The 17380-nt window shown below is 67.2% G+C and carries 16 protein-coding genes; 11 read left to right on the top strand and 5 right to left on the bottom strand.

Annotated elements, in window-relative coordinates; genetic code table 11:
* Positions 1–218: 218 nt before the first annotated feature.
* Positions 219–1166, top strand: a complete 948-nt coding sequence (locus DB31_RS03520; RefSeq protein WP_044181845.1) for a hypothetical protein — start codon at positions 219–221, stop codon at positions 1164–1166.
* A gap of 61 nt (positions 1167–1227) precedes the next feature.
* On the top strand, positions 1228–1674 hold the full coding sequence (locus tag DB31_RS03515) for a PEGA domain-containing protein (RefSeq protein ID WP_083967981.1): 447 nt from the start codon (positions 1228–1230) through the stop codon (positions 1672–1674).
* Positions 1675–1702: 28 nt separating this feature from the next.
* Here the strand turns inward: DB31_RS03515 and DB31_RS03510 are convergent, their stop codons facing one another.
* A complete protein-coding gene (locus DB31_RS03510; protein WP_044181843.1) occupies positions 1703–3355 on the bottom strand; it encodes a hypothetical protein in 1653 nt (550 codons plus the stop codon).
* Between the two features lie 211 nt (positions 3356–3566).
* On the opposite strand from DB31_RS03510, the gene DB31_RS03505 reads away from it, so the two are divergent.
* Positions 3567–4289: a TolB family protein gene (locus tag DB31_RS03505; protein WP_044181841.1), complete on the top strand. Its 723-nt coding sequence runs from the start codon at positions 3567–3569 to the stop codon at positions 4287–4289.
* Positions 4290–4313: 24 nt separating this feature from the next.
* Here the strand turns inward: DB31_RS03505 and DB31_RS03500 are convergent, their stop codons facing one another.
* Positions 4314–5627, bottom strand: a complete 1314-nt coding sequence (locus DB31_RS03500) for a tetratricopeptide repeat protein (protein ID WP_044181839.1) — start codon at positions 5625–5627, stop codon at positions 4314–4316.
* A gap of 59 nt (positions 5628–5686) precedes the next feature.
* Positions 5687–7549, bottom strand: coding sequence for a hypothetical protein (locus DB31_RS03495; RefSeq protein WP_052419677.1), 1863 nt, complete (start codon positions 7547–7549; stop codon positions 5687–5689).
* Positions 7550–7948: 399 nt separating this feature from the next.
* Between DB31_RS03495 and DB31_RS03490 the strand changes: the two genes are divergently transcribed.
* The 4 genes from DB31_RS03490 (at position 7949) to DB31_RS03475 (ending at position 11225) form a co-directional block, all read left to right on the top strand.
* A complete protein-coding gene (locus DB31_RS03490; protein ID WP_044181835.1) occupies positions 7949–9073 on the top strand; it encodes a S1/P1 nuclease in 1125 nt (374 codons plus the stop codon).
* Positions 9074–9203: 130 nt separating this feature from the next.
* Positions 9204–10007 carry an SdiA-regulated domain-containing protein gene (locus DB31_RS03485; RefSeq protein WP_044181833.1) on the top strand — a complete coding sequence of 268 codons (804 nt, stop codon included), beginning with the start codon at positions 9204–9206 and terminating at the stop codon, positions 10005–10007.
* A 36-nt stretch (positions 10008–10043) separates the two neighbouring features.
* Positions 10044–10784 carry a class I SAM-dependent methyltransferase gene (locus tag DB31_RS03480; protein WP_044181830.1) on the top strand — a complete coding sequence of 247 codons (741 nt, stop codon included), beginning with the start codon at positions 10044–10046 and terminating at the stop codon, positions 10782–10784.
* A 60-nt stretch (positions 10785–10844) separates the two neighbouring features.
* Positions 10845–11225 (top strand): PadR family transcriptional regulator, encoded by a 381-nt coding sequence (locus DB31_RS03475; protein WP_044181827.1) that lies wholly within the window; start codon positions 10845–10847, stop codon positions 11223–11225.
* 4 nt (positions 11226–11229) lie between these two features.
* Here DB31_RS03475 and DB31_RS03470 read toward each other — a convergent pair whose 3' ends face one another.
* A complete protein-coding gene (locus DB31_RS03470) occupies positions 11230–11802 on the bottom strand; it encodes a hypothetical protein (protein ID WP_157231784.1) in 573 nt (190 codons plus the stop codon).
* 25 nt (positions 11803–11827) lie between these two features.
* Positions 11828–12691, bottom strand: coding sequence for a GspE/PulE/PilB domain-containing protein (locus tag DB31_RS44460; RefSeq protein ID WP_052419676.1), 864 nt, complete (start codon positions 12689–12691; stop codon positions 11828–11830).
* A gap of 108 nt (positions 12692–12799) precedes the next feature.
* On the opposite strand from DB31_RS44460, the gene DB31_RS03460 reads away from it, so the two are divergent.
* The 4 genes from DB31_RS03460 (at position 12800) to DB31_RS03445 (ending at position 17272) form a co-directional block, all read left to right on the top strand.
* Complete coding sequence (locus DB31_RS03460; protein ID WP_169787003.1) at positions 12800–13279, top strand: methyltransferase family protein; 480 nt, start codon at positions 12800–12802, stop codon at positions 13277–13279.
* Positions 13280–13541: 262 nt separating this feature from the next.
* Positions 13542–14858, top strand: a complete 1317-nt coding sequence (locus DB31_RS03455; protein WP_044181817.1) for a family 16 glycosylhydrolase — start codon at positions 13542–13544, stop codon at positions 14856–14858.
* A 123-nt stretch (positions 14859–14981) separates the two neighbouring features.
* Complete coding sequence (locus DB31_RS03450) at positions 14982–16382, top strand: MATE family efflux transporter (RefSeq protein WP_044181815.1); 1401 nt, start codon at positions 14982–14984, stop codon at positions 16380–16382.
* Positions 16383–16459: 77 nt separating this feature from the next.
* On the top strand, positions 16460–17272 hold the full coding sequence (locus DB31_RS03445; RefSeq protein WP_157231782.1) for an endonuclease/exonuclease/phosphatase family protein: 813 nt from the start codon (positions 16460–16462) through the stop codon (positions 17270–17272).
* Positions 17273–17380: the final 108 nt, after the last annotated feature.

Raw genomic sequence — 17380 nt, 5'->3', positions numbered from 1 at the left:
TTGACGGGCGCGTGTTTTCCGCTGCGAGTGTTCCGCGCCGATCGACTCAAGCGATCACCGATCGACGGGTGGCGCCAGCCAACAGTGGAGGGGGTCCCGCATCTTCAAGGTTATCCCTAATGTGCCCAGCCCGCTGCTTTGGCCCTGTATCCCGCGCGTGAGCGCCGGGTGTGGACTGTGCCACCGGGGCCGCCGCAGCACTCGCACAGGAGGACGCCATGCTTCGGGGGGATGTTCTGGATCGTCGTGATGGGAGTGTTCAGTGGGGGCGGAAGCTCCCGCTCATGCTGTGGATGACGAGCCTGTGGGCCTGTGGGCCCATCGAGCCCGGTGCCGCTTCCGAGGAGGCGCTCCTCTGGGAGGAGCAGGAACTCTGGGCGCTCAACGGGCTGTCGACGAATGGGTTGTCGACGAACGGATTGTCGACGAACGGCCTGTCCACCAACGGGCTGTCGACGAACGGGTTGGCCACGAAGGAGTTCCTCGTGTGGTTCAATGAGAACCCCGCGCTGAGTACCTCCGTCATGGGCTACCTGGTCCGGTGCGCGATGGAGGACGGGCAGTCGCTGGCCTACGACAACCCGGTGACGGGGCAGCGCTACCGCTGGAAGGGGGAGCTGGGGTTGGCTCCTCACTGGAGCCTGGGGCAGCTCCCGAGCGTGCCGGAGCAGCAGATCGTCTCCGCGTGCCTGGCCGCGCATGTGAACAAGTTCGGGCTCCATGTCTCCCTCTCCGTGCTGGGCTCGAGCGCCCAGGGCCAGCCCATGCCCTTCACGGCCGACGAGCTCGCCTTGTTCTCCATTCGGGAGGCGTGCTTCTTCGGCAACCTCTTCTCCGGCGATGGGCTCTACGTCGCCAACGATCGGCCGCTGCTGAGCGCCAGTGAGAGCACCACCCGGGCGTGTGGGCTCTCCTCGCAGGCGCAGAGCTCCGACTGCGCCCCACTGGTCCACGTGGGGTTCTGCTCGGACTTCTGCACGCTGGACGCCTCGGGCACCTACTACACGCAGTGCACGTACCAGGGCACCTCCTTCCTCCCCATCACCACGCGCATCCAGCCCCGGGAGATCTTCCAGTGCGGAGATGGCGTGTGCCAGATGACCGAGCGCTGTGGCTCGGGCAGCACGGCTCAGAGCTGCGGCGTCGACTGCGGCGCCTGTCCATGAAGTGGGGGAACTCGTCTTGCCGGGTTGACACCGTGGCAGGGCCCCACTATCCCGCCCGCCCATGTCTTCTCCTTCGCGAGTTCCCCTCCGGTTGGCGGCGACCTGCACCGCGCTCGTGTTCTCCACGGCCTGCGCCAGCAGCACCGTCATTCGCAGTGATCCCTCTGGCGCGACCGTCTACATCGACGGCAGCAAAGTGGGGCAGACCCCCTACGTCCATACGGACACCAAGACGGTCAGCTCCACCACGCGTGTGAAGCTGCGCCGCGAGGGCTACGAGGACTACGAGACCTTCTTCGTTCGCAACGAGGAGTTCCAGGTCGGGCCGTGCATTGGCGGCTTCTTCGTGCTCGTGCCGTTCCTGTGGATCATGGGCTACAAGCCCGAGCGCCTCTACGAGCTGACCCCGCTCAGCGGCGCTCCGGTCGCTCCGCAGCAGCAGCAGCAGCCCGAGCCGTACATCCTGACGCCGCCGCCGCCGCCGCCGCCCACGCCGGGCAGCCCGTGAGCCGCGCGGGGCTTGCGGGCCCGTGCCGTCAGAACGCTTGCCGGAGGGCCGCCGTGAAGCCGCGCTCGGCCTCTCCGTGGCCCGCGAACCCGAGCGCGTAATAGAGATCCAACTGGAAGACGTCCGCGATGAGCACGTGGAAGCTCGGGCCCGCGCTGCCCACCACGCGGGGCTTCTCGGAGCCGCTGCCCCGATCGAGCTCCCCGAACACGGCCACGTCCGCGAACCCCCCCACCTTGTAGATGTCGCGCGTGAGGGAGAAGCGCACCTCCATGCCTCCGCTGGCCACGTGCTTGGCGTAGAAGCGATCATCGAAGACGCCGCGCACGTGCAGGCCGCCCACGGGCTGCTCCTCGATGAAGGGCACGTTGCCCCAGAGCCAGGCGCCCCGGCTCGTGAGCATCAGATCATGCCAGCCCACCTCGTTGACGCGCTGGAACCGGTACGAGATGACGCCGTAGCCGCGCCCGGACTCGCGCGGGTATTGGCGCCCGTTGAACTCGAGCTCGGTGCGGCGATCCCGGCGGACCTCATCCATGTCGAACACCAGGTGCGCCGTGCTGCTCAGGTAGGGGCGCAGCGTGGAGCTCGGGCCCACGCCCGCGGCAGGGCCCACGCCCTCCATTGCCGGCTTCAGCCCGAAGACGTCGAGCTCCTCGCCCCCCACTCCCAGGGCCACCGTGGCACCTCGGAACAAGTCATAGCTCAGGCCCAGCGTGAGCTGCGCGCGCATGGCGTAGTAGCTCTCCAGCCCGATGTCGGGGCGCTGGCGGCTGATGAGCTCCCCGCGGGCCGTCAGCACGGGCCGCAGGCCGAGGCGCAGGCGCGGCGTGTACCAGTGCAGCTCCGCCTGGGCACGGGTCAGCGCCAGGTATGCCCGGTCATTGGAGATGCGCGAGCGGATCTTCGCCCCGAGCTGCGCGCCGGCGCTCCAGCGATCCTTCGCGAGGGCGAGCCCCTCACCGCGGTACTCGGCGCCCAGCCGCAGGCCCTCTCCGCCGCCGAGCCCCGCGACGACGCCCAGCCCCGTGGCCCACTCTCGGCGGCGCAGGAAGATGTGCAGCTCGTAGTCCGCGCGGGGAGGGATGAGGGGATGGCCGACGAACCGGCCAATGTCATCGACGATGGGACCCAGGTCCTCCACCTGGGGACCTACGTGCTTCACCTCGCTGGTGGGTACCAGCTTGAAGCACTCCGTCCCCGTGCTCGGCTTCGTGCCGGTGGGCTCCTTCTTGAAGCACTCGAACTCCACGCCGCTCTGCGCGTGCAGATCCGCCAGCTGCCGCTCGAGGTAGGGCCGGTTGAAGACGTTGTGTGGCAGGCTCAGGCTCAGCAGCACCTGCACCGTGCGCAGCGAGCCCTGGCCTCGGAGGATGAGCTTCTCGACGCGCCCCTCGTCGATGTCCACGAGGATGCGGTTGCCCTCCACCGCCGTCTCGACGCGCGCCAGCTCGTAGCCCGCGCGGTGCAGGAACGTGAGCAGCCGGGAGCGCACCAGGGCGGCGCCGCTCTTGTCGGGCGCGAAGTCCGGCGGCAGATCGAGCACGGCCAGGTAGACCTCGTCATTCAGCACGAGGTTGCCGCTGAAGACGAGGGGAGGGCGGCGCGGGGGACTCCCCTGGGCATGCGCGGGCCCTACCAGCGCGAGCAGCAGGCCAAGGATGACGACGTGTGCCTTCACTCCCAAGTTCACCCGGACCCCATAGTAGCTGGATCCGTGGAGGGTATGATGGGGGGCTGTCTTCTCAAGGAGGCCTTCCCTGCGTTACCTGACCCTCGCCTGCGTCCTGTGGCTCGCCGCGTGTAAGTCGAACTCGGAGGGACCCGATCCGGATCCCAACCCGAACCCCAACCCGAATCCCACGGGCGGCGTGCAGGTGCAGGAAATCACCATGCCCGCGGGCGTGACGGCGGGCTCGCCGCGCTTCTCGCCAGATGGGCAGCGGCTGTCGTTCAACCACAACGCGGGGTCGCCCTCGCTGGCGGTCATCGGCCGGGATGGGAAGAACCTCCAGGTGCTCTCGGACCGGTGCGACACCTTCTGCGAGAGCGCGTGGCACCCCACCAGCGGGGAGCTCTTCTTCTCGCGCGACGAGGCGGTGAACGCGGTGGCGTCCACGGGAGGCACTCCCCGCCAGGTCATCAAGCCGTTCCAGGCGCCCAAGGGCCTCGACGTGTCCGCGGACGGCCAGTACCTGGGGTACCAGGCGTATGACGTGGTGCTGCTCAAGCTGGCGGACAACACGAAGCGGGAGATCGCCTCGCAGAGCAACGTGTACGGGCTGCGCTTCTCTCCGGATGGGAAGAAGCTGCTCTACCGGGACTTCTCCAACGACGACATCCGGATTCGCAGTCTGGAGAGCGACACGACGACGACGGCGCTCGACACGAGCAACTACCTGAGCTCGGCGGACTGGTTCCCGGATGGCAACCAGCTCGCGGCCGTGACCGACGAGGGCCTGGAGCTGATCACGCTCAACGGCAGCGGGGCGCCGACGCGCAAGCTGCTGAAGCAGGGCACGGCCTTCAAGGATGTGGACGTGTCCCCGGACGGCAAGGCCATTGCCTACGCCGTCAACGGGCAGCGCTCCCTCTTCGTGCTCACCGGCTTCTGACGGAGAGCCGGGCCACGGCCGCGCTCAGTGGCGTGCGGCCGCCTCGAGCAGGTTGGACTCCAGCTTGCGGGCCTCGGCGACCATGGGGTCGCTGGCGGGGGCTTCGCGCTGGATCTTCCGGGCGAGCTCCAGGGCGCGCTCGCGCTTGCCGAGCTTGGTGTAGCCGAGCGCCAGGTTGTACTGCACGCGCCACTCGCCCTTGGGCGCGAGCATCTGCGCCTGCTCCAGCAGGGGAATGGCCTCGGAGTTCTTGGCGCGCGAGTCCATCTGGATGAAGAGCCCGGCGAGGTTGGCCAGGGGCTTCCAGCTGTCGGGGGCCAGCTCGATGGCCTTGCGGTAGGCCTCCTCGGCCTTCGCCTCGGCGGGGACGGCCTCGTAGAGGTTGCCCAGGTGGAACCACGCCTCCCAGTTCTTCGGGTTGCGCTGGAGCAGCTCGCGCGCCGCTTGCTCGCTCTTGTCGAAGTCCTTGGTGAGCAGCAGCAGGTGGGCCAGGTTGAGCCAGCCCTGCTCGTGGTTCGGCACCACCTTGAGCTCGCGCTCCACGTAGCCGATGGCACCCTCGGCATCCGAGAGCATCATCGCCGTGGCCAGCGCCTTCTCCAGCAGCGCCGGATGGTCTCCGCAGGCCGCGAGGCCCCGGTCCAGGATGTCGCGCGCCGCCTGGAACTCCTTCACCTCGAAGAGCACGTCCGCGAGCGTGGCCCAGGCGTCCACGTTCTTGGGGGCCAGATCCTTCGCCTTCTCGAAGGCCTTGAGCGCGTTCTCGTACTGGCGGGCCTGCTTGAAGAGGATGCCGAGCGTGTAGAAGCCGTCCGGGTTGTTCGGCTCCAGCTCGGTGGCGCGCTTGAGCGGGACGATGCCCTCGGCGGGGCGGCCGGCCGCGGCCAGCACCCGGCCGTAGTTGAACTGGCACAGGAAGACCGAGGGCGATACCTCCGAGGCCTTCTTCAGGTGCTGCAGGGCGGTGGGCATGTCTCCCTCCGCCTCGTGCACCATGCCGAGCAGGGCCCAGGCCAGGCCTTGCTCCGGCCCGAGCCGGGTGGCCGCGGTGGCGTGCACCCGCGCCGCGTCCCGCTGGCCGGTGAAGAGGCTGATGCGGGTCAGCCCGAGGTAGACTTCGGGCAGACCCGGGTTGCGCTCCAGGAGCTTCTCGTAGAGCGCTGCGGCGGCGTTGACGTCGCCCTTGGCGAGCAGCGTCTCCGCCTGGCGCAACAAGGACTTGGTCTCGGCGGCGGTGCCGGCCTTCTCCTCGTTCTCCCGGAAGAGACGCTTCGCCTCCTCGTAGTTGCCTGCCTTCAGCTGCTCGTAGCCACGTCGGTAGAGTTCGCTCTGGACCATCGGTCGGAAGTATCCCTCAGAAGCCGGGTGAAGACGAGCAGCCGGGAGGCAGGTTCACGTCACCAGCCGAGCCACCCCATGACAGTCTTCTTCGTGTTGTCCACGACGTTCTTGGCGGTGTTGACGGCGGCGTCCTTGACGTTGTTGGCCACGGCCTTCGCGTCATCCAGGCCCAGCTTGCCGTCACCGTTGGCGTCGGCGACCTTCACGGCGGTGTTCTTCGCCATCTCGCCGATCTGCTTGACGTCGACCTCGACGTTGACCGAGCCGCCCGCGCCCACGCCGAGCGCGGCGCCCAGGCTGCCGCCGAGCTTGATCTTGCCATCCTCGTAGCCAATGGTGCCGGTGGCCTTGGCCTCGGCGCCAGCGCTGGCGTAGCCGGTGGCCTTGACGGCGAAGGGACCCGCGGAGGCCTTCACCTCGGCCTCGGCCTTGACGACGGCGGAGGCGCCGACGGTGCCCTCGGCGATGGCGGTGGGCGGGTTGCGGGTGACCTTCACCTTGCCGGAGGCCTCGGCGGTGGCGGAGGCGGAGACCTTGGCGGTGCCCTCGACGGAGGCGTTCACGTCCACGCCGGCGACCTTGACGCTCTTCGTCTGGGCCTTGCCGTTGACGGAGGCCTCGGCGGTGACGCCGACCTTGGCGTTGACGCTGGCGTCCAGGCCGTTGAGGTCCAGCTTGCCCTTGGCATCCACGCTGGCGGCGGCCTCGAGCTTGGCGTTGGCGCCGACCTGGTAGCCGGCCTCGCCCTTCTTGATGTCAGGCGTCTTGGTCTCGGCGTAGAGCCCGGCCTTGGCCTCGCGGTTGAACGAGGCGTTCACGCCATCGGCGCCGATCGTCACCTCGTGCTTGCCGGAGTAGCCGTAGCGGTTGCCGACGAAGGTGTTGGGGTCGGTCGAGCTGTTGTTCTCGTGCATCTTGCTCTTGTCGACTTCGCCCTTGGTGATCGTCTTCTTCACGCCGGCGGCGCCGAGCAGGTTGCCCGCGGTCTGCGCGTTGCCGAGCTTGTCGGTCTTCTGCTTCTGGGTGAAGCCCTTGTCCTCGCTGCTGGGCTTGAGCTCCTTCTCCTTGGAGAAGCTCTTCTCGGTATTGAACTTCTGGTTCTTCCAGTCCTTGGACTCACCGAGGGTGTACGTGCCGTTCTCGTACTTGGCGGTGGAGGAGTGGGTCGTCTCCGAGCCGCTCGAGTTCTTGGTGGTCTTCGTGGTGGTGGTGTTGCCGTCCTTGGTGACCGTCTTCGTCTCGTTGGAGACGGCGCGGTTGCCCTTGCCATCGGTGGTGACGGAGCTGGAGGTGCTCTTGGAGTTGTCACCGTCGGAGACCTTGGTGGTCTCGCCCTTGGTCGTCTTGACGTTGCCCCAGCGGTCGGTGGCCTCGGTGCGGGACTTGGTGGTGGCGGTGTTGCCGCGCGTCTCGGTGGCCTCGCGCTGCTTGGAGGAGGTGGTGCGGCCGAACATGTCGCTCTGCGAGGTGTGGGAGTTCTTCACCTCGTTGGTGCCGCCCTTCACCTTCGTGGTGGAGGTGTTGGTGTACTTGAGCTGGGCCTCGCGGAGCTTGCCCTTGTCGGTGGTGAGCTCTTGGGTGCGGGTGTTCTTGCCCTTCTCGGTGGTTTTCGAGCGGGTGACCGAGCCGTCCTTGTTGGTGGTAGCGGCGGGCTTGGAGGACTGGGCGAAGCGGTTGATCTCGTTGCGGGCGCCGGAGTTGAAGGCCTTGGTGTTGCGCTCGGCGACGTGGCTCTTGGGTTTCTCGGCGGCCTGCGGGTTGCCCTTGGAGTCGAAGCCATCGCGCTGCGGCTTGGACTCGGCCTTGGCCTTGGGAGCGGATTTTTCGGAGGCGGGAGCGGACTTGGCCTGAACTTCGGGCTTCGGCTCCGGCTTGCGCGCCTGGACCTGACGCGAACCACCACCATCGATACGTGCCACGGGATCTCTCCTGGAAGTGCTTTGACGGATTATCGCCGGAGCTGAACGGAATGTTGTGAGGGGGGCGGTTTCCCAGAAAGTGAGTGGCTGGGAGTGGGTGGGTAGAGGATGTAGGTGCGTCCAGTGCCCAGAAAACGGGCACTTACGAGGCGATCGGCGCAGCCAACCAGGAGGGCTGGTCGAAATACGAGTGAGCGGCCAAGGCTCACCAGAGAGCGCTGACGACCAGACCGACCCCTCCTCCCAGGGGGACCGGCGATCGGTGCTGGCCACCAGAGAGCGCGCTGACTCCTGCAGGTGCGTGTCGTCTGCGTCGTGAATAAGCGCACCCTCGCCCCGTTGATAAGCCGGAGTCGTGCAGCGCCAGGGCACTGCACGCCGGACAGGGGGAAGTCACATATGAAGCAGCACCAGGCTGTGAAGGGGTTCCTCGCCGCAACTCTGACCTTCTGGGCGTCGCAGGCTCACGCGTGGCGTGAGACGGGGCACTGGGCGGCGTGCGAGATTGCCTACAACAATGTCTCGGCCATCACGCGGGCCCGGCTGGATGCCCTTATGGGACCCGAGTTCGCCCAGCAGTGCACGTGGCCGGACATGGTGCGCGGCGAGTCGAGCCCGTGGAAGTTCACCGCCAAGTGGCACTTCGCGGACATCCACGACCACGCGGACTACTTCGACAAGGGCGTCGTGAGTGAGGAGGGCGATCCCGTGCGCTCCATCCTCATCGCGCTCGACATGCTGCGCGCCTCCGCCACCCCGGATGAGATGAAGCGCACCTGGGTGCGGTTTCTCGGGCACGTGGTGGGGGATCTGCACCAGCCCCTGCACGTGGGACGGCCGGATGATCAGGGGGGCAACAAGGGCTATGAGGTGAGCTGGTACGGTGTGTCCTCGTACGAGTATCCCGAGATTCTGCGCGCCTCGCCCCGGGCGGAGTGTGTGGGCAGCAACATCTGGTTCGAGCCCATCACCGGCGAGTGCGTGGAGGCCAAGGTGCAGCAGAAGCCCGTCAACCTCCATGCTGTGTGGGACTTCCACATGATCGACCAGTTCGTGCACCACCTGCCGGAGGTGCCCGGTGACTCCGTTCATCGTCACAAGGCGTACGCGAAGGCGGTCTCCCGGAAGATGCCCGTGAGCCAGTGGCAGAGCATCGTCCACACGCTGCCCATCGACTGGATGAACGAGAGCCGCATCGACCGCGCGACCGCTTACAGTGCCGTCCCGAGGCAGACGCTGGGGGATGTGTACTATACGCAGGGCATCGTCGTGGCCAATGAGCGAGTTCTCTACGCGGGCCTGCGCTTGGCGTATCTGCTCGATCGGGTGTTCGACCCCAGCGTCGAGCAGGAGTATCCTGCGGCGCTGCGGCAGCGTGAGGATACGCTGCGGGCCCGGATCACTGAGACTCATGGCTGGGGCCCCTACGAGGGGATCGAGCAGAAGTTCCGCGCCGCTTCGAGTGTGGAGCAGAAGCGCGACACGAACTCGCCCCCCGCGGTGCCTGTCCAGCCCAGCATGTAGGAGGGCTCGGTGAGGCATGTCAGACGTGGCCCCCGACTCTGACTGGCTAGAGTTGGCGGCCAGTCCTGACGGGCCAGGAGTGAGACGCGATATGACTGGGAGGCCTACTGCAGCGCTTCCCGGAGTCATCATGCCCGCTCCCATCGCGTCTTCTCCCGTGGAGGTGCGGCCCAGTGCGCCCTCTTCAGAGCGTCAAGCGGAGCTGCCCTTCGGTCCGTCGGCCCAGGTGCGTTCGGTGCTGCCCGTCCACTCCAAGGCCGTGAAGGAGCCCAGCGGCATCGCCTTCCACCCAGGCCGCGGCACGCTCTTCGTGGTGGGTGACCACGGGGATGTGGCCGAGCTCACGCGGGACGGGAAGGTGCTGCGCAGTGCCAAGCTCGGGAGCCGGGGATTCGAGGGCGTCACGGTGGGCCCCAACGGCCGGCTCTTCGTCCTCGAGGAGAAGAAGTCTCCGAAGCTCTACGCGCTTGATCCGGACTCGCTCAAGATCCAGGCGGAGTACGAGGTGGACACGAAGATCCACGGCCAGCGGATCATCGGCGATGACGCGAACAAGAGCGCCGAGGGCGTGTGCTACGTGCCCGAGCAGCTCGCGTTCTACTGCGTCAATCAGCAGCCGCCCCGGTTGGTGAAGCTCAAGGTGCCGCTCGACAAGAAGGACGGCAAGGCCAAGGCGGTGGAGGCCATCGACCTGTCCACAGTCATTGAGTACCAGGCCTCGGACATCACCTATGACCGGGCGTCGGGCCACTTCCTGATCACCGAGTCCAGCAGTGGCGAGGGCTTGGGGTGGGTCTATGAGCTGACCCTGGAGGGGAAGTTGGTGCGGAAGATGCCCCTCCCCGGCAAGCGCGCCGAGGGACTGGCACTCGATGACACCGGGCGGGCGTTCATCGCCGACGATGCAGGCGGAGTGCTCTGCGTGGAACGCTGACGCGGGCGTACGCTTCGGAACTCCTGGGAGAAGCGCATGAAGCTCTATGAAGAGTTGGCCGACTGGTGGCCGCTGGTCTCGCCTGTGTCCCACTACCGCGAGGAGTCCGACGAGTACCTCCGGCTCTTCCGGTCCGCCGCGTCTGGGCCGCTGAAAGAGGTGCTCGAGCTGGGCAGCGGCGGCGGCAACAACGCCAGCCACCTCAAGAGTGCGTTCAAGCTCACCCTGGTGGAGCCCTCGGAGGGGATGCGCAAGGTGAGCTGCGAGCTGAATCCCGAGTGCGAGCACCTGCCCGGGGACATGCGCACCGTGCGCCTGGGACGCACGTTCGACGGTGTCTTCGTGCACGACGCCATCGAGTACATGACGACGGAGGAGGACCTGCGCGCGGCGCTGGAGACGGTCTCCGTGCACCTGCGTCCCGGCGGCGTCACCGTGGTGGCCCCGGATGCCACGCGCGAGTCCTTCGAGCCCGGCTCAGCCGTCGAAGGTGAGGACGGGCCGCCGGATGCGGATGGGCGTGCGCGCTCGCTGCGCTACCTCATGTGGACGCTTCCGCCAGAGCCGGGCAAGAGCTACAGCGTCGTCCACTACTCGCTGGTGCTCCGGGAGAAGGATGGGAGCGTCCGCTCCGTGCTCGACACGCACCACTATGGGGTGTTCTCGCGCGACACCTGGTTGCGGCTCTTCCAGGAGGTGGGGCTCGACGCGCGCCTGGAGCCGAGGACCCTCGAAGGCCATCCGTACGACACCTTCGTCGCCGTGAAGCGCCGCTAGCCGGTCCGGTCTTGGCTGCGTCTTCTACATTGTAGTAAGAGATTCCTTGAGGAATCCCCCATGCCAACACCTTCGAGCCCCTCCGCGGATGCACCTCTTGGGACCTTCGAGGAACAGGTGCTGCTGGCCGTGCTGCGAACCGCACGGGCGGCGGATGGAAGTGGCGCTTACGGCATGGCCGTCCGCCGGGAACTGGAGGCGGTGACGGGGCGCGAGGTGGCGATCGGCGCGGTGTACGCCACGCTGGATCGGCTCGAGGCGAAGGGGCTGGCCTCTTCCGGGCGAGGAGAGACGAGCGGCGGGAACTCTCGGAGGGTGTTCGCCGTGACGCCGCGAGGCGCACGGGCGTTGGCGGACTCGCGGGAGATGCGCGAGCGGCTCTGGCGCGGGGTGGATCTGGTGCCCCTGCTGGCCGGTGGGAGCGCGCGCGGGAGCACTTGAGCCGTCAGGGCGTCCCGGAGGGAGTGAGCACCCCATCCGTGAAGAGCTGCTCCACGAGCTTCTGGGCGCACGTGTCGAGGATGGCCTGGGTTGCCCGGCTCTTGTTGCCGTACTTGCAGGTGGCGCTCCAGATGCGCCGGTCAGAGCCCGCAGGGGTGAGCAGGGCCTCTACGCGGGTGGTGGTGGTGCGCTCGGCCGCCACGCCACCCATGCCACCGGAGGCAATCCAGCCCTCGGTCGCTGAGAGCGTGAGGAGCAGCAGTCCGTCCGCCTGGGACTCCGCGAGGCGCTGGCGGAGGGGCTCGGGGCTGCTCAGCTCCGCCGACTCGAACACGTAGGCGGAGGACGCCACCCCGCGCGCGGACAACTGCTTTGTCATGGCGCTCGACAGCTCGCCCAGCGGTGCGCTGTCGTCGAGTCCCTGGGAGCTGCCCGCGACGAAGAGGCGGGACAGCCGTGGCAGCTCACCGGGCTCGCGCTTCGAATAGACGCTCGCGGAGGCGCACCCGGCTGAGCCGAGCGACAGCGAGGTGAGGGCCAGCACGAGGAGGGGGAGGGCAACTCCGGTCCGTTTCATGGGGCGCCCACTCTACCCGGCGCCGTCACCCGCGGAACTGGGCACGGAGCTTCACGTCGGCCAGGGTGAACTCATCGCCGGGGCCGAGACGGTGGCGCCCTTGGAGCCGCTCCCGGCCGAGCCAGACGCCGCTGGTGGAGGCCAGGTCTTCGAGGAAGTAGTCCTCGCCCTCGCGGACGATGACGGCGTGGTGGCGCGAGAGGATGCGGGAGTCCGGCTGGAAGTCGCAGTCCTTGCCCCGGCCGATGACGAAGCGATCCCGGTGGACGTACCACTCCACGCCATCTTCCGAGACGAGGGAGAGCCGGGCGGGCGTGGGCTTCGGATTCAGGAACGCCCGCTCATCGACCACGCCTACATCGATATGGGACTTGTCCTCCTGGGTGGCCCGGTCAATGACGGAGAGGATCTCTCTCTGGGAAGCCACCACGGGCTTCACGTTGTAGCCGGTGTAGAACATCACGTCGTCGATGGCCATGCGGTTCGTGGGGTCGCTCAGGGCCAGGGTGATCACACTGCCGGACTGGCCCACGGGGAGCACGGTGTACTTGCGGGCCACCTCCAGGCCCACTCGCTTGAGAAGCTCCGGATCAGGCCTGAAGCCGCGCAAGCGGACCGCGGGCATGCCATGTTGGCGAGCCAGTTCCTGAAGGCGCTCGAACTCCTCGGGCGAGTCCTGCGGCGCGGAGAGCCAGGAGGGCACGGCGATGCAGTGCCCGAGCTGAGCGTGCTGGGCGGCTTCCTCGGCGCTCTGGCAGAAGTACACGGACTTCTGGCACTGGCTGCACGCGCGTACACCGGGCTCAGCGGTGGACTGCAAGGCATCCCACTGCTTGGGACACTGGAACTGGAAGCGCACCTCGCAGTTCTGGATGGGCTGCTCGGCCATGGGCGGCTCCGGGAGAGACGGCGGGCTCTAGCTTATCCAAGACCCGGGGTGGACGGGGCACGAGCGGGGGCCGTGCGCTGGCGGGGCTGAGCCAGTACGATGAGGCCCGTGGACAACGCGAAACCAGCGAGCGCGGGCGTCCGCTTCCCGCCTCCCGTGATCATGGTGTTGCACCTCCTCGCGGGGGTGTTGCTCTCGAGGGTCGTTCCGCTGAACGTCCTCCCCGCGGCGGCGCACAGCCATGCGCGTGGAATAGGAGGGGCGTTGCTCTTGGGGGGCGTGGTGCTCTTGGTGATGTCGATGCGCCAGTTCACGAGGGCGGACATCGATATGCGCCCGTGGATGCCGACCGCGGGCATCATGGACAAGGGGCTGTACAGCTGGACGCGCAACCCGATGTACCTCTCGTTCGCGATCATCTACCTGGGCATCGCGCTGCTGATCCCCAGTGAATGGGCGGTGCTCACGTTGATCCCAGCGCTGCTGGTGATTCGCTACTACGTCATCGCGAAAGAGGAGCGGTACTTGGAGGCAACGTTCGGGGAGCCCTACGTGCGCTACAAGGCGCGCGTGCGGCGCTGGCTGTAATGCCCGATGCCAGCGCTGCGGATGGCCGGGAGGATCTGCTGGAGCACGGGGACCGTTCCTCGGCACTTTGGGCACCCGCTCGACAGGAACAGCACGACGGCGGCCTGTCCCGCGAGCTCCACCGAAGCCACAGTCCGTCCGTCCACCCGAGCCCGAGCCGCGGAGGAGCTGTCCTCCAGTAAATAGTGGCCTAATAGGGCTTTACTTGAATTGCCGATAAGGCGTATTGAAAGCGCGTTCAAAATCTCCGCGAGGCCTTTCAATGCTTTCGAGACTGCTCAAGACGGTAGGAAAGAACTGGCTGCTGGTGGGAATGGGGAGCTTGGTGCTGGGCACTTCGGCCTGTAGCCCCGAGCAAGAGGCCGCCACGCCCGAGACCGAGGCGGCGGTGCAGCAGCTGGCGGCGGCGCCGATTGGCCAGACGATCTGGCTCAAGGCGTGCACCAACCAGCAGTACGTGTCGGCGGATCAGAACATCAACGCCAACACGCCGCTGGTGGCCAACCGGGCCACGGCGCAGGGCTGGGAGCAATTCCAGGTGAAGGACGGGGGCAGCGGCCAGGTGGCGCTGCTGGCCAACAGCAACGGCAAGTACGTGTCGGCGGATCCGAACGCCAACGGGCAGCTCACCGCGTCGAAGACGACAGTGGGGGATTGGGAGCGCTTTCAGTGGGTCTCCCAGGCGGATGGCACGGTGAGCCTGCTGGCCAAGTCCACCGCGAAGTACGTGGCGGCGGACTCGAACCTGGCCAACACGCAGCTGGTGGCCAACCGCGCCGCCACGGACTGCTGGGAGAGGTTCTCGTGGGGCGCGGTGGGGGGCACACCGGGCAACTGGGTGCAGGTCTGGAGCGACGAGTTCGACGGCACCAGCCTCAACACGGCGAACTGGAGCTACAACACGACGGTCCACGTGAACAGCGAGCAGCAGCAGTACACCTCGTCGTCGCAGAACGTGCAGGTGAGCAACGGCACGCTGAAGCTGATTGCGCGCTACCAGCCGACGAACGGCTACCCCTACACCTCGGGCCGCATCGAGAGCGTGGGCAAGCGCGAGTTCGGGCACAGCCGCGTCGAGGCGCGCATCAAGCTGCCGGTGGGGGCGGGGCTGTGGCCGGCGTTCTGGATGCTCGGCAATGACATCAACACGGCGGGTTGGCCGGCCTGCGGCGAGCTCGACATCATGGAGAACGTGGGCTACGGCGACTGGACGTCGGGTGCGCTGCACGGTCCGGGCTACTACGGCAACACGCCGATCAACGCTCGGTTCTACCCGAACTCCCCGGTCAGCAACTTTCACGTGTACCGCGCCGACTACTCGTCTACGGAAATCAAGTGGTACATCGACGACGTGCTGCTGAAGACGGTGACGCGAGGGGAGGTCACCCAGTACGGCAACTACGCGTATGACCACCCGTTCTTCATCATCCTGAACCTGGCGGTGGGCGGGGGCTATCCGTTCGGGCTGAACGGCGCGACGACGCCGTACTACGGCGTGCCGCAGTCTACGGCGAACCTCATCGCCCAGACGCCGCAGGTGATGGAAGTGGACTGGGTCCGCGTCTACCAATGGCAGTAGCGCGCCTCCAGATAGTTGGGGCTCCTCCGATGCGGCGCGAGGTGCACCGCCAATCGCTCGACGCCTCCCGCCAGACATGCGAGACACGCTCCGCGAGGCCCGCCTCACGGAGCAGATGAACCCATGGAAGTCGCAGCGACGCCGCAGGGAGATGTGCAGACCGAACCTCACCTGGGGTTGTTCCGGCTGACCTGGCCCATCTTCTTGGAGCTCCTCCTCTTCATGCTCATGGGGACGTCGGACACGCTCATGCTGAGCGGCGTGTCCGACGACGCCGTCTCCGCGGTGGGCGTGGTCAATCAGTACGTCTTCATCTGCATCCTGAGCACGGGCATCATTGGTAACGGGGCCGCCATCGTGGTCGCCCAGTACCTCGGGGCTCGCAAGCAGCAAGAGGCCGCCCGGATCTCGGCGCTGGCCCTCACGCTGAACCTCGGCCTCGGCATCACGGTCAGCGTGGGCCTGCTGTTGCTAGGGGACTTCCTCCTGGGCGGGATGAACCTGGAGGGGCCGGTGCTCGCGTATGCGAAGACGTACCTGCACCTGGTGGGCGGCTTCCTCTTCTTCCAGGCGCTGATCAACGTCTTCTCCGGCTTGCTGCGCACCTACGGCTTCACCCGGCAGTCGATGTTCGTCTCGCTGGGCATGAACGTGCTGCACGTGGCCGCCAACTACGCCCTCATCTTCGGCCACTTCGGTCTACCGGCGCTGGGGGTGAAGGGCGCGGCGCTCTCCACCGTGCTGAGCCGGGCCACCGCGCTTGGAGTCTTCGCCTGGATGCTCTACCGCGTCATGCCCGTGCGGATGGTGCTCCGGGACTACGTGACGTTCTCGAAGGAGTACATCCGGAAGATCCTCAAGGTGGGCATCCCCGCGGCGGTCGAGCAGCTCACCTATCAGGGCTGCCAGACGACGTTCCTGTACTTCATCACCACGCTGGGCTCCGTCGCCCTGGCGTCACGGCAGTACGCCCAGTCCATCTCTCAGTATGTCTATCTGTGCAGCCTGGCCATTGGGTTGGGGACGGGCATCATCGTCGGGCGGAGAGTGGGCGCTCGCCGCACCGAGGACGCGTACCTCCAGGCCTTGGAGAGCCTGAAGTGGGGCCTGGGCATCACCATCGCGGTGGATGTGTTCGCCATCCTCTTCCGAGAGCGGCTGGTCGGCCTGTTCACGGACAATGGCGACATCATCCAGGTGACCGCTCAGCTCATCGTCCTGAGCCTGCTGCTGGAAACGGGCCGGTCCTTCAACCTGGTCCTGGTCAACGCCTTGCGAGCGGCGGGAGACGCCCCCTTCACCGTCTACATGGGCGTGCTCTCGATGGCCTGCATGAGCGTGCCCCTGGGCTACTTCCTGGTGTTCAACCTGAACATGGGGCTGCCCGGGGTGTGGCTCGCCGTCTCGGCCGATGAGTGGCTGCGCGGCATCACCATGTGGCTGCGGTGGAAGAGCCGGGTCTGGGAGCAGAAATCGCTCGTGGAGCCGGAGGCGCAGCCGGTGGCGGTGGCGCTCGGAGGCTAGCGCCCGATCTGCGCGGGGACGTGTGAGGCAGGTGGAGGTGTAGTGTATCGAGTGCCCGCGACGGCCTTGGGGGGAGCTTGTCGGCGGACCGGGAGGACTTGCCGATGCCGGTGGATCTGCGAATTGCCTCGTACAACATCCTGGCGGACGCCTACGTCAAGCCCGAGTGGTTCCCGGACACGCCTGCGGACATCTTCCAGCCGCAGAGGCGCCAGGAGGCGCTGGCTCGCCGGATCGCGGGGCTGAACGCGGACATTGTCTGCCTGCAGGAGGTGGAGCCCGGCAGCTTCGCCGCACTCCAGAGAGCGCTGGAGCCGCACGGGTACGCGGGAGTGCTGGCGCTGAAGCAGCAGGGGAAGCCCGACGGCTGCGCGGTGTTCCACCGGCTGGAGCGTTGCCTGGGCCACCGGGCCCATTACTTCAAGGATCGACTCGAGGGCGGGCGCGTCTCCGGGCACCTGGCGCTGGTGGTGGACTTCGAGGCCGGAGGGGAACGACTGCGCGTGGCGTGCACGCACCTGCGCTGGGATCGGCCGGACAGGCCCGTGGAGCAGCACCAGGGGATGCAGGAGGCGTCCGAGCTGCTCGAGGAGCTGGTGCGGCGGGAGCCAGAATCCCTTTGGGTGGTGTGCGGCGACTTCAACGCGCAGCCCGGCGAGCCGCTGGTCCGAGCGTTCTCGGCGGCTGGGCTGCTCGATGCCCACGAGGGACGGCACCAGCCGACCTGCAACGCGAACAGCAAGGCCAAGACGCTCGACTACCTCTTCCACTCGCGCACGCTGCAGGCGCAGCCGGACCGGCTGCCGGAGCTGTCCGACCGGACGCCGATGCCGTCGGAGACCGAGCCCTCCGATCACCTACCGATCGCCGCGCGGTTGCTGCGCGCCTGAGGCGCTGGGGCCCAGGCGCACCGCTCGTCGGCGACGCGCGTCCCTCCCCTTGACCGGCTCAGGTCGATCACCAATAGTGACAGCCAACATTTGATATTGATTCTCAAT

It is taken from the genome of Hyalangium minutum (assembly GCF_000737315.1).
Classification (GTDB): Bacteria; Myxococcota; Myxococcia; order Myxococcales; family Myxococcaceae; genus Hyalangium; species Hyalangium minutum.
The sequence above is the reverse complement of the archived record's forward strand: the minus strand, read 5'-3'. Positions and strand labels throughout refer to the sequence as shown.

What these genes read in the sequence shown, in the direction of transcription:
- DB31_RS03520 (WP_044181845.1), top strand. Translation starts at nt 219, where the DNA reads ATGCTTCGGGGGGATGTTCTGGATCGTCGTGATGGGAGTGTTCAGTGG.
- DB31_RS03515 (WP_083967981.1), top strand. Translation starts at nt 1,228, where the DNA reads ATGTCTTCTCCTTCGCGAGTTCCCCTCCGGTTGGCGGCGACCTGCACC.
- DB31_RS03505 (WP_044181841.1), top strand. Translation starts at nt 3,567, where the DNA reads ATGCCCGCGGGCGTGACGGCGGGCTCGCCGCGCTTCTCGCCAGATGGG.
- DB31_RS03500 (WP_044181839.1), bottom strand. Translation starts at nt 5,627, where the DNA reads ATGGTCCAGAGCGAACTCTACCGACGTGGCTACGAGCAGCTGAAGGCA.
- DB31_RS03490 (WP_044181835.1), top strand. Translation starts at nt 7,949, where the DNA reads ATGAAGCAGCACCAGGCTGTGAAGGGGTTCCTCGCCGCAACTCTGACC.
- DB31_RS03485 (WP_044181833.1), top strand. Translation starts at nt 9,204, where the DNA reads ATGCCCGCTCCCATCGCGTCTTCTCCCGTGGAGGTGCGGCCCAGTGCG.
- DB31_RS03480 (WP_044181830.1), top strand. Translation starts at nt 10,044, where the DNA reads ATGAAGCTCTATGAAGAGTTGGCCGACTGGTGGCCGCTGGTCTCGCCT.
- DB31_RS03475 (WP_044181827.1), top strand. Translation starts at nt 10,845, where the DNA reads ATGCCAACACCTTCGAGCCCCTCCGCGGATGCACCTCTTGGGACCTTC.
- DB31_RS03470 (WP_157231784.1), bottom strand. Translation starts at nt 11,802, where the DNA reads ATGAAACGGACCGGAGTTGCCCTCCCCCTCCTCGTGCTGGCCCTCACC.
- DB31_RS44460 (WP_052419676.1), bottom strand. Translation starts at nt 12,691, where the DNA reads ATGGCCGAGCAGCCCATCCAGAACTGCGAGGTGCGCTTCCAGTTCCAG.
- DB31_RS03455 (WP_044181817.1), top strand. Translation starts at nt 13,542, where the DNA reads ATGCTTTCGAGACTGCTCAAGACGGTAGGAAAGAACTGGCTGCTGGTG.
- DB31_RS03450 (WP_044181815.1), top strand. Translation starts at nt 14,982, where the DNA reads ATGGAAGTCGCAGCGACGCCGCAGGGAGATGTGCAGACCGAACCTCAC.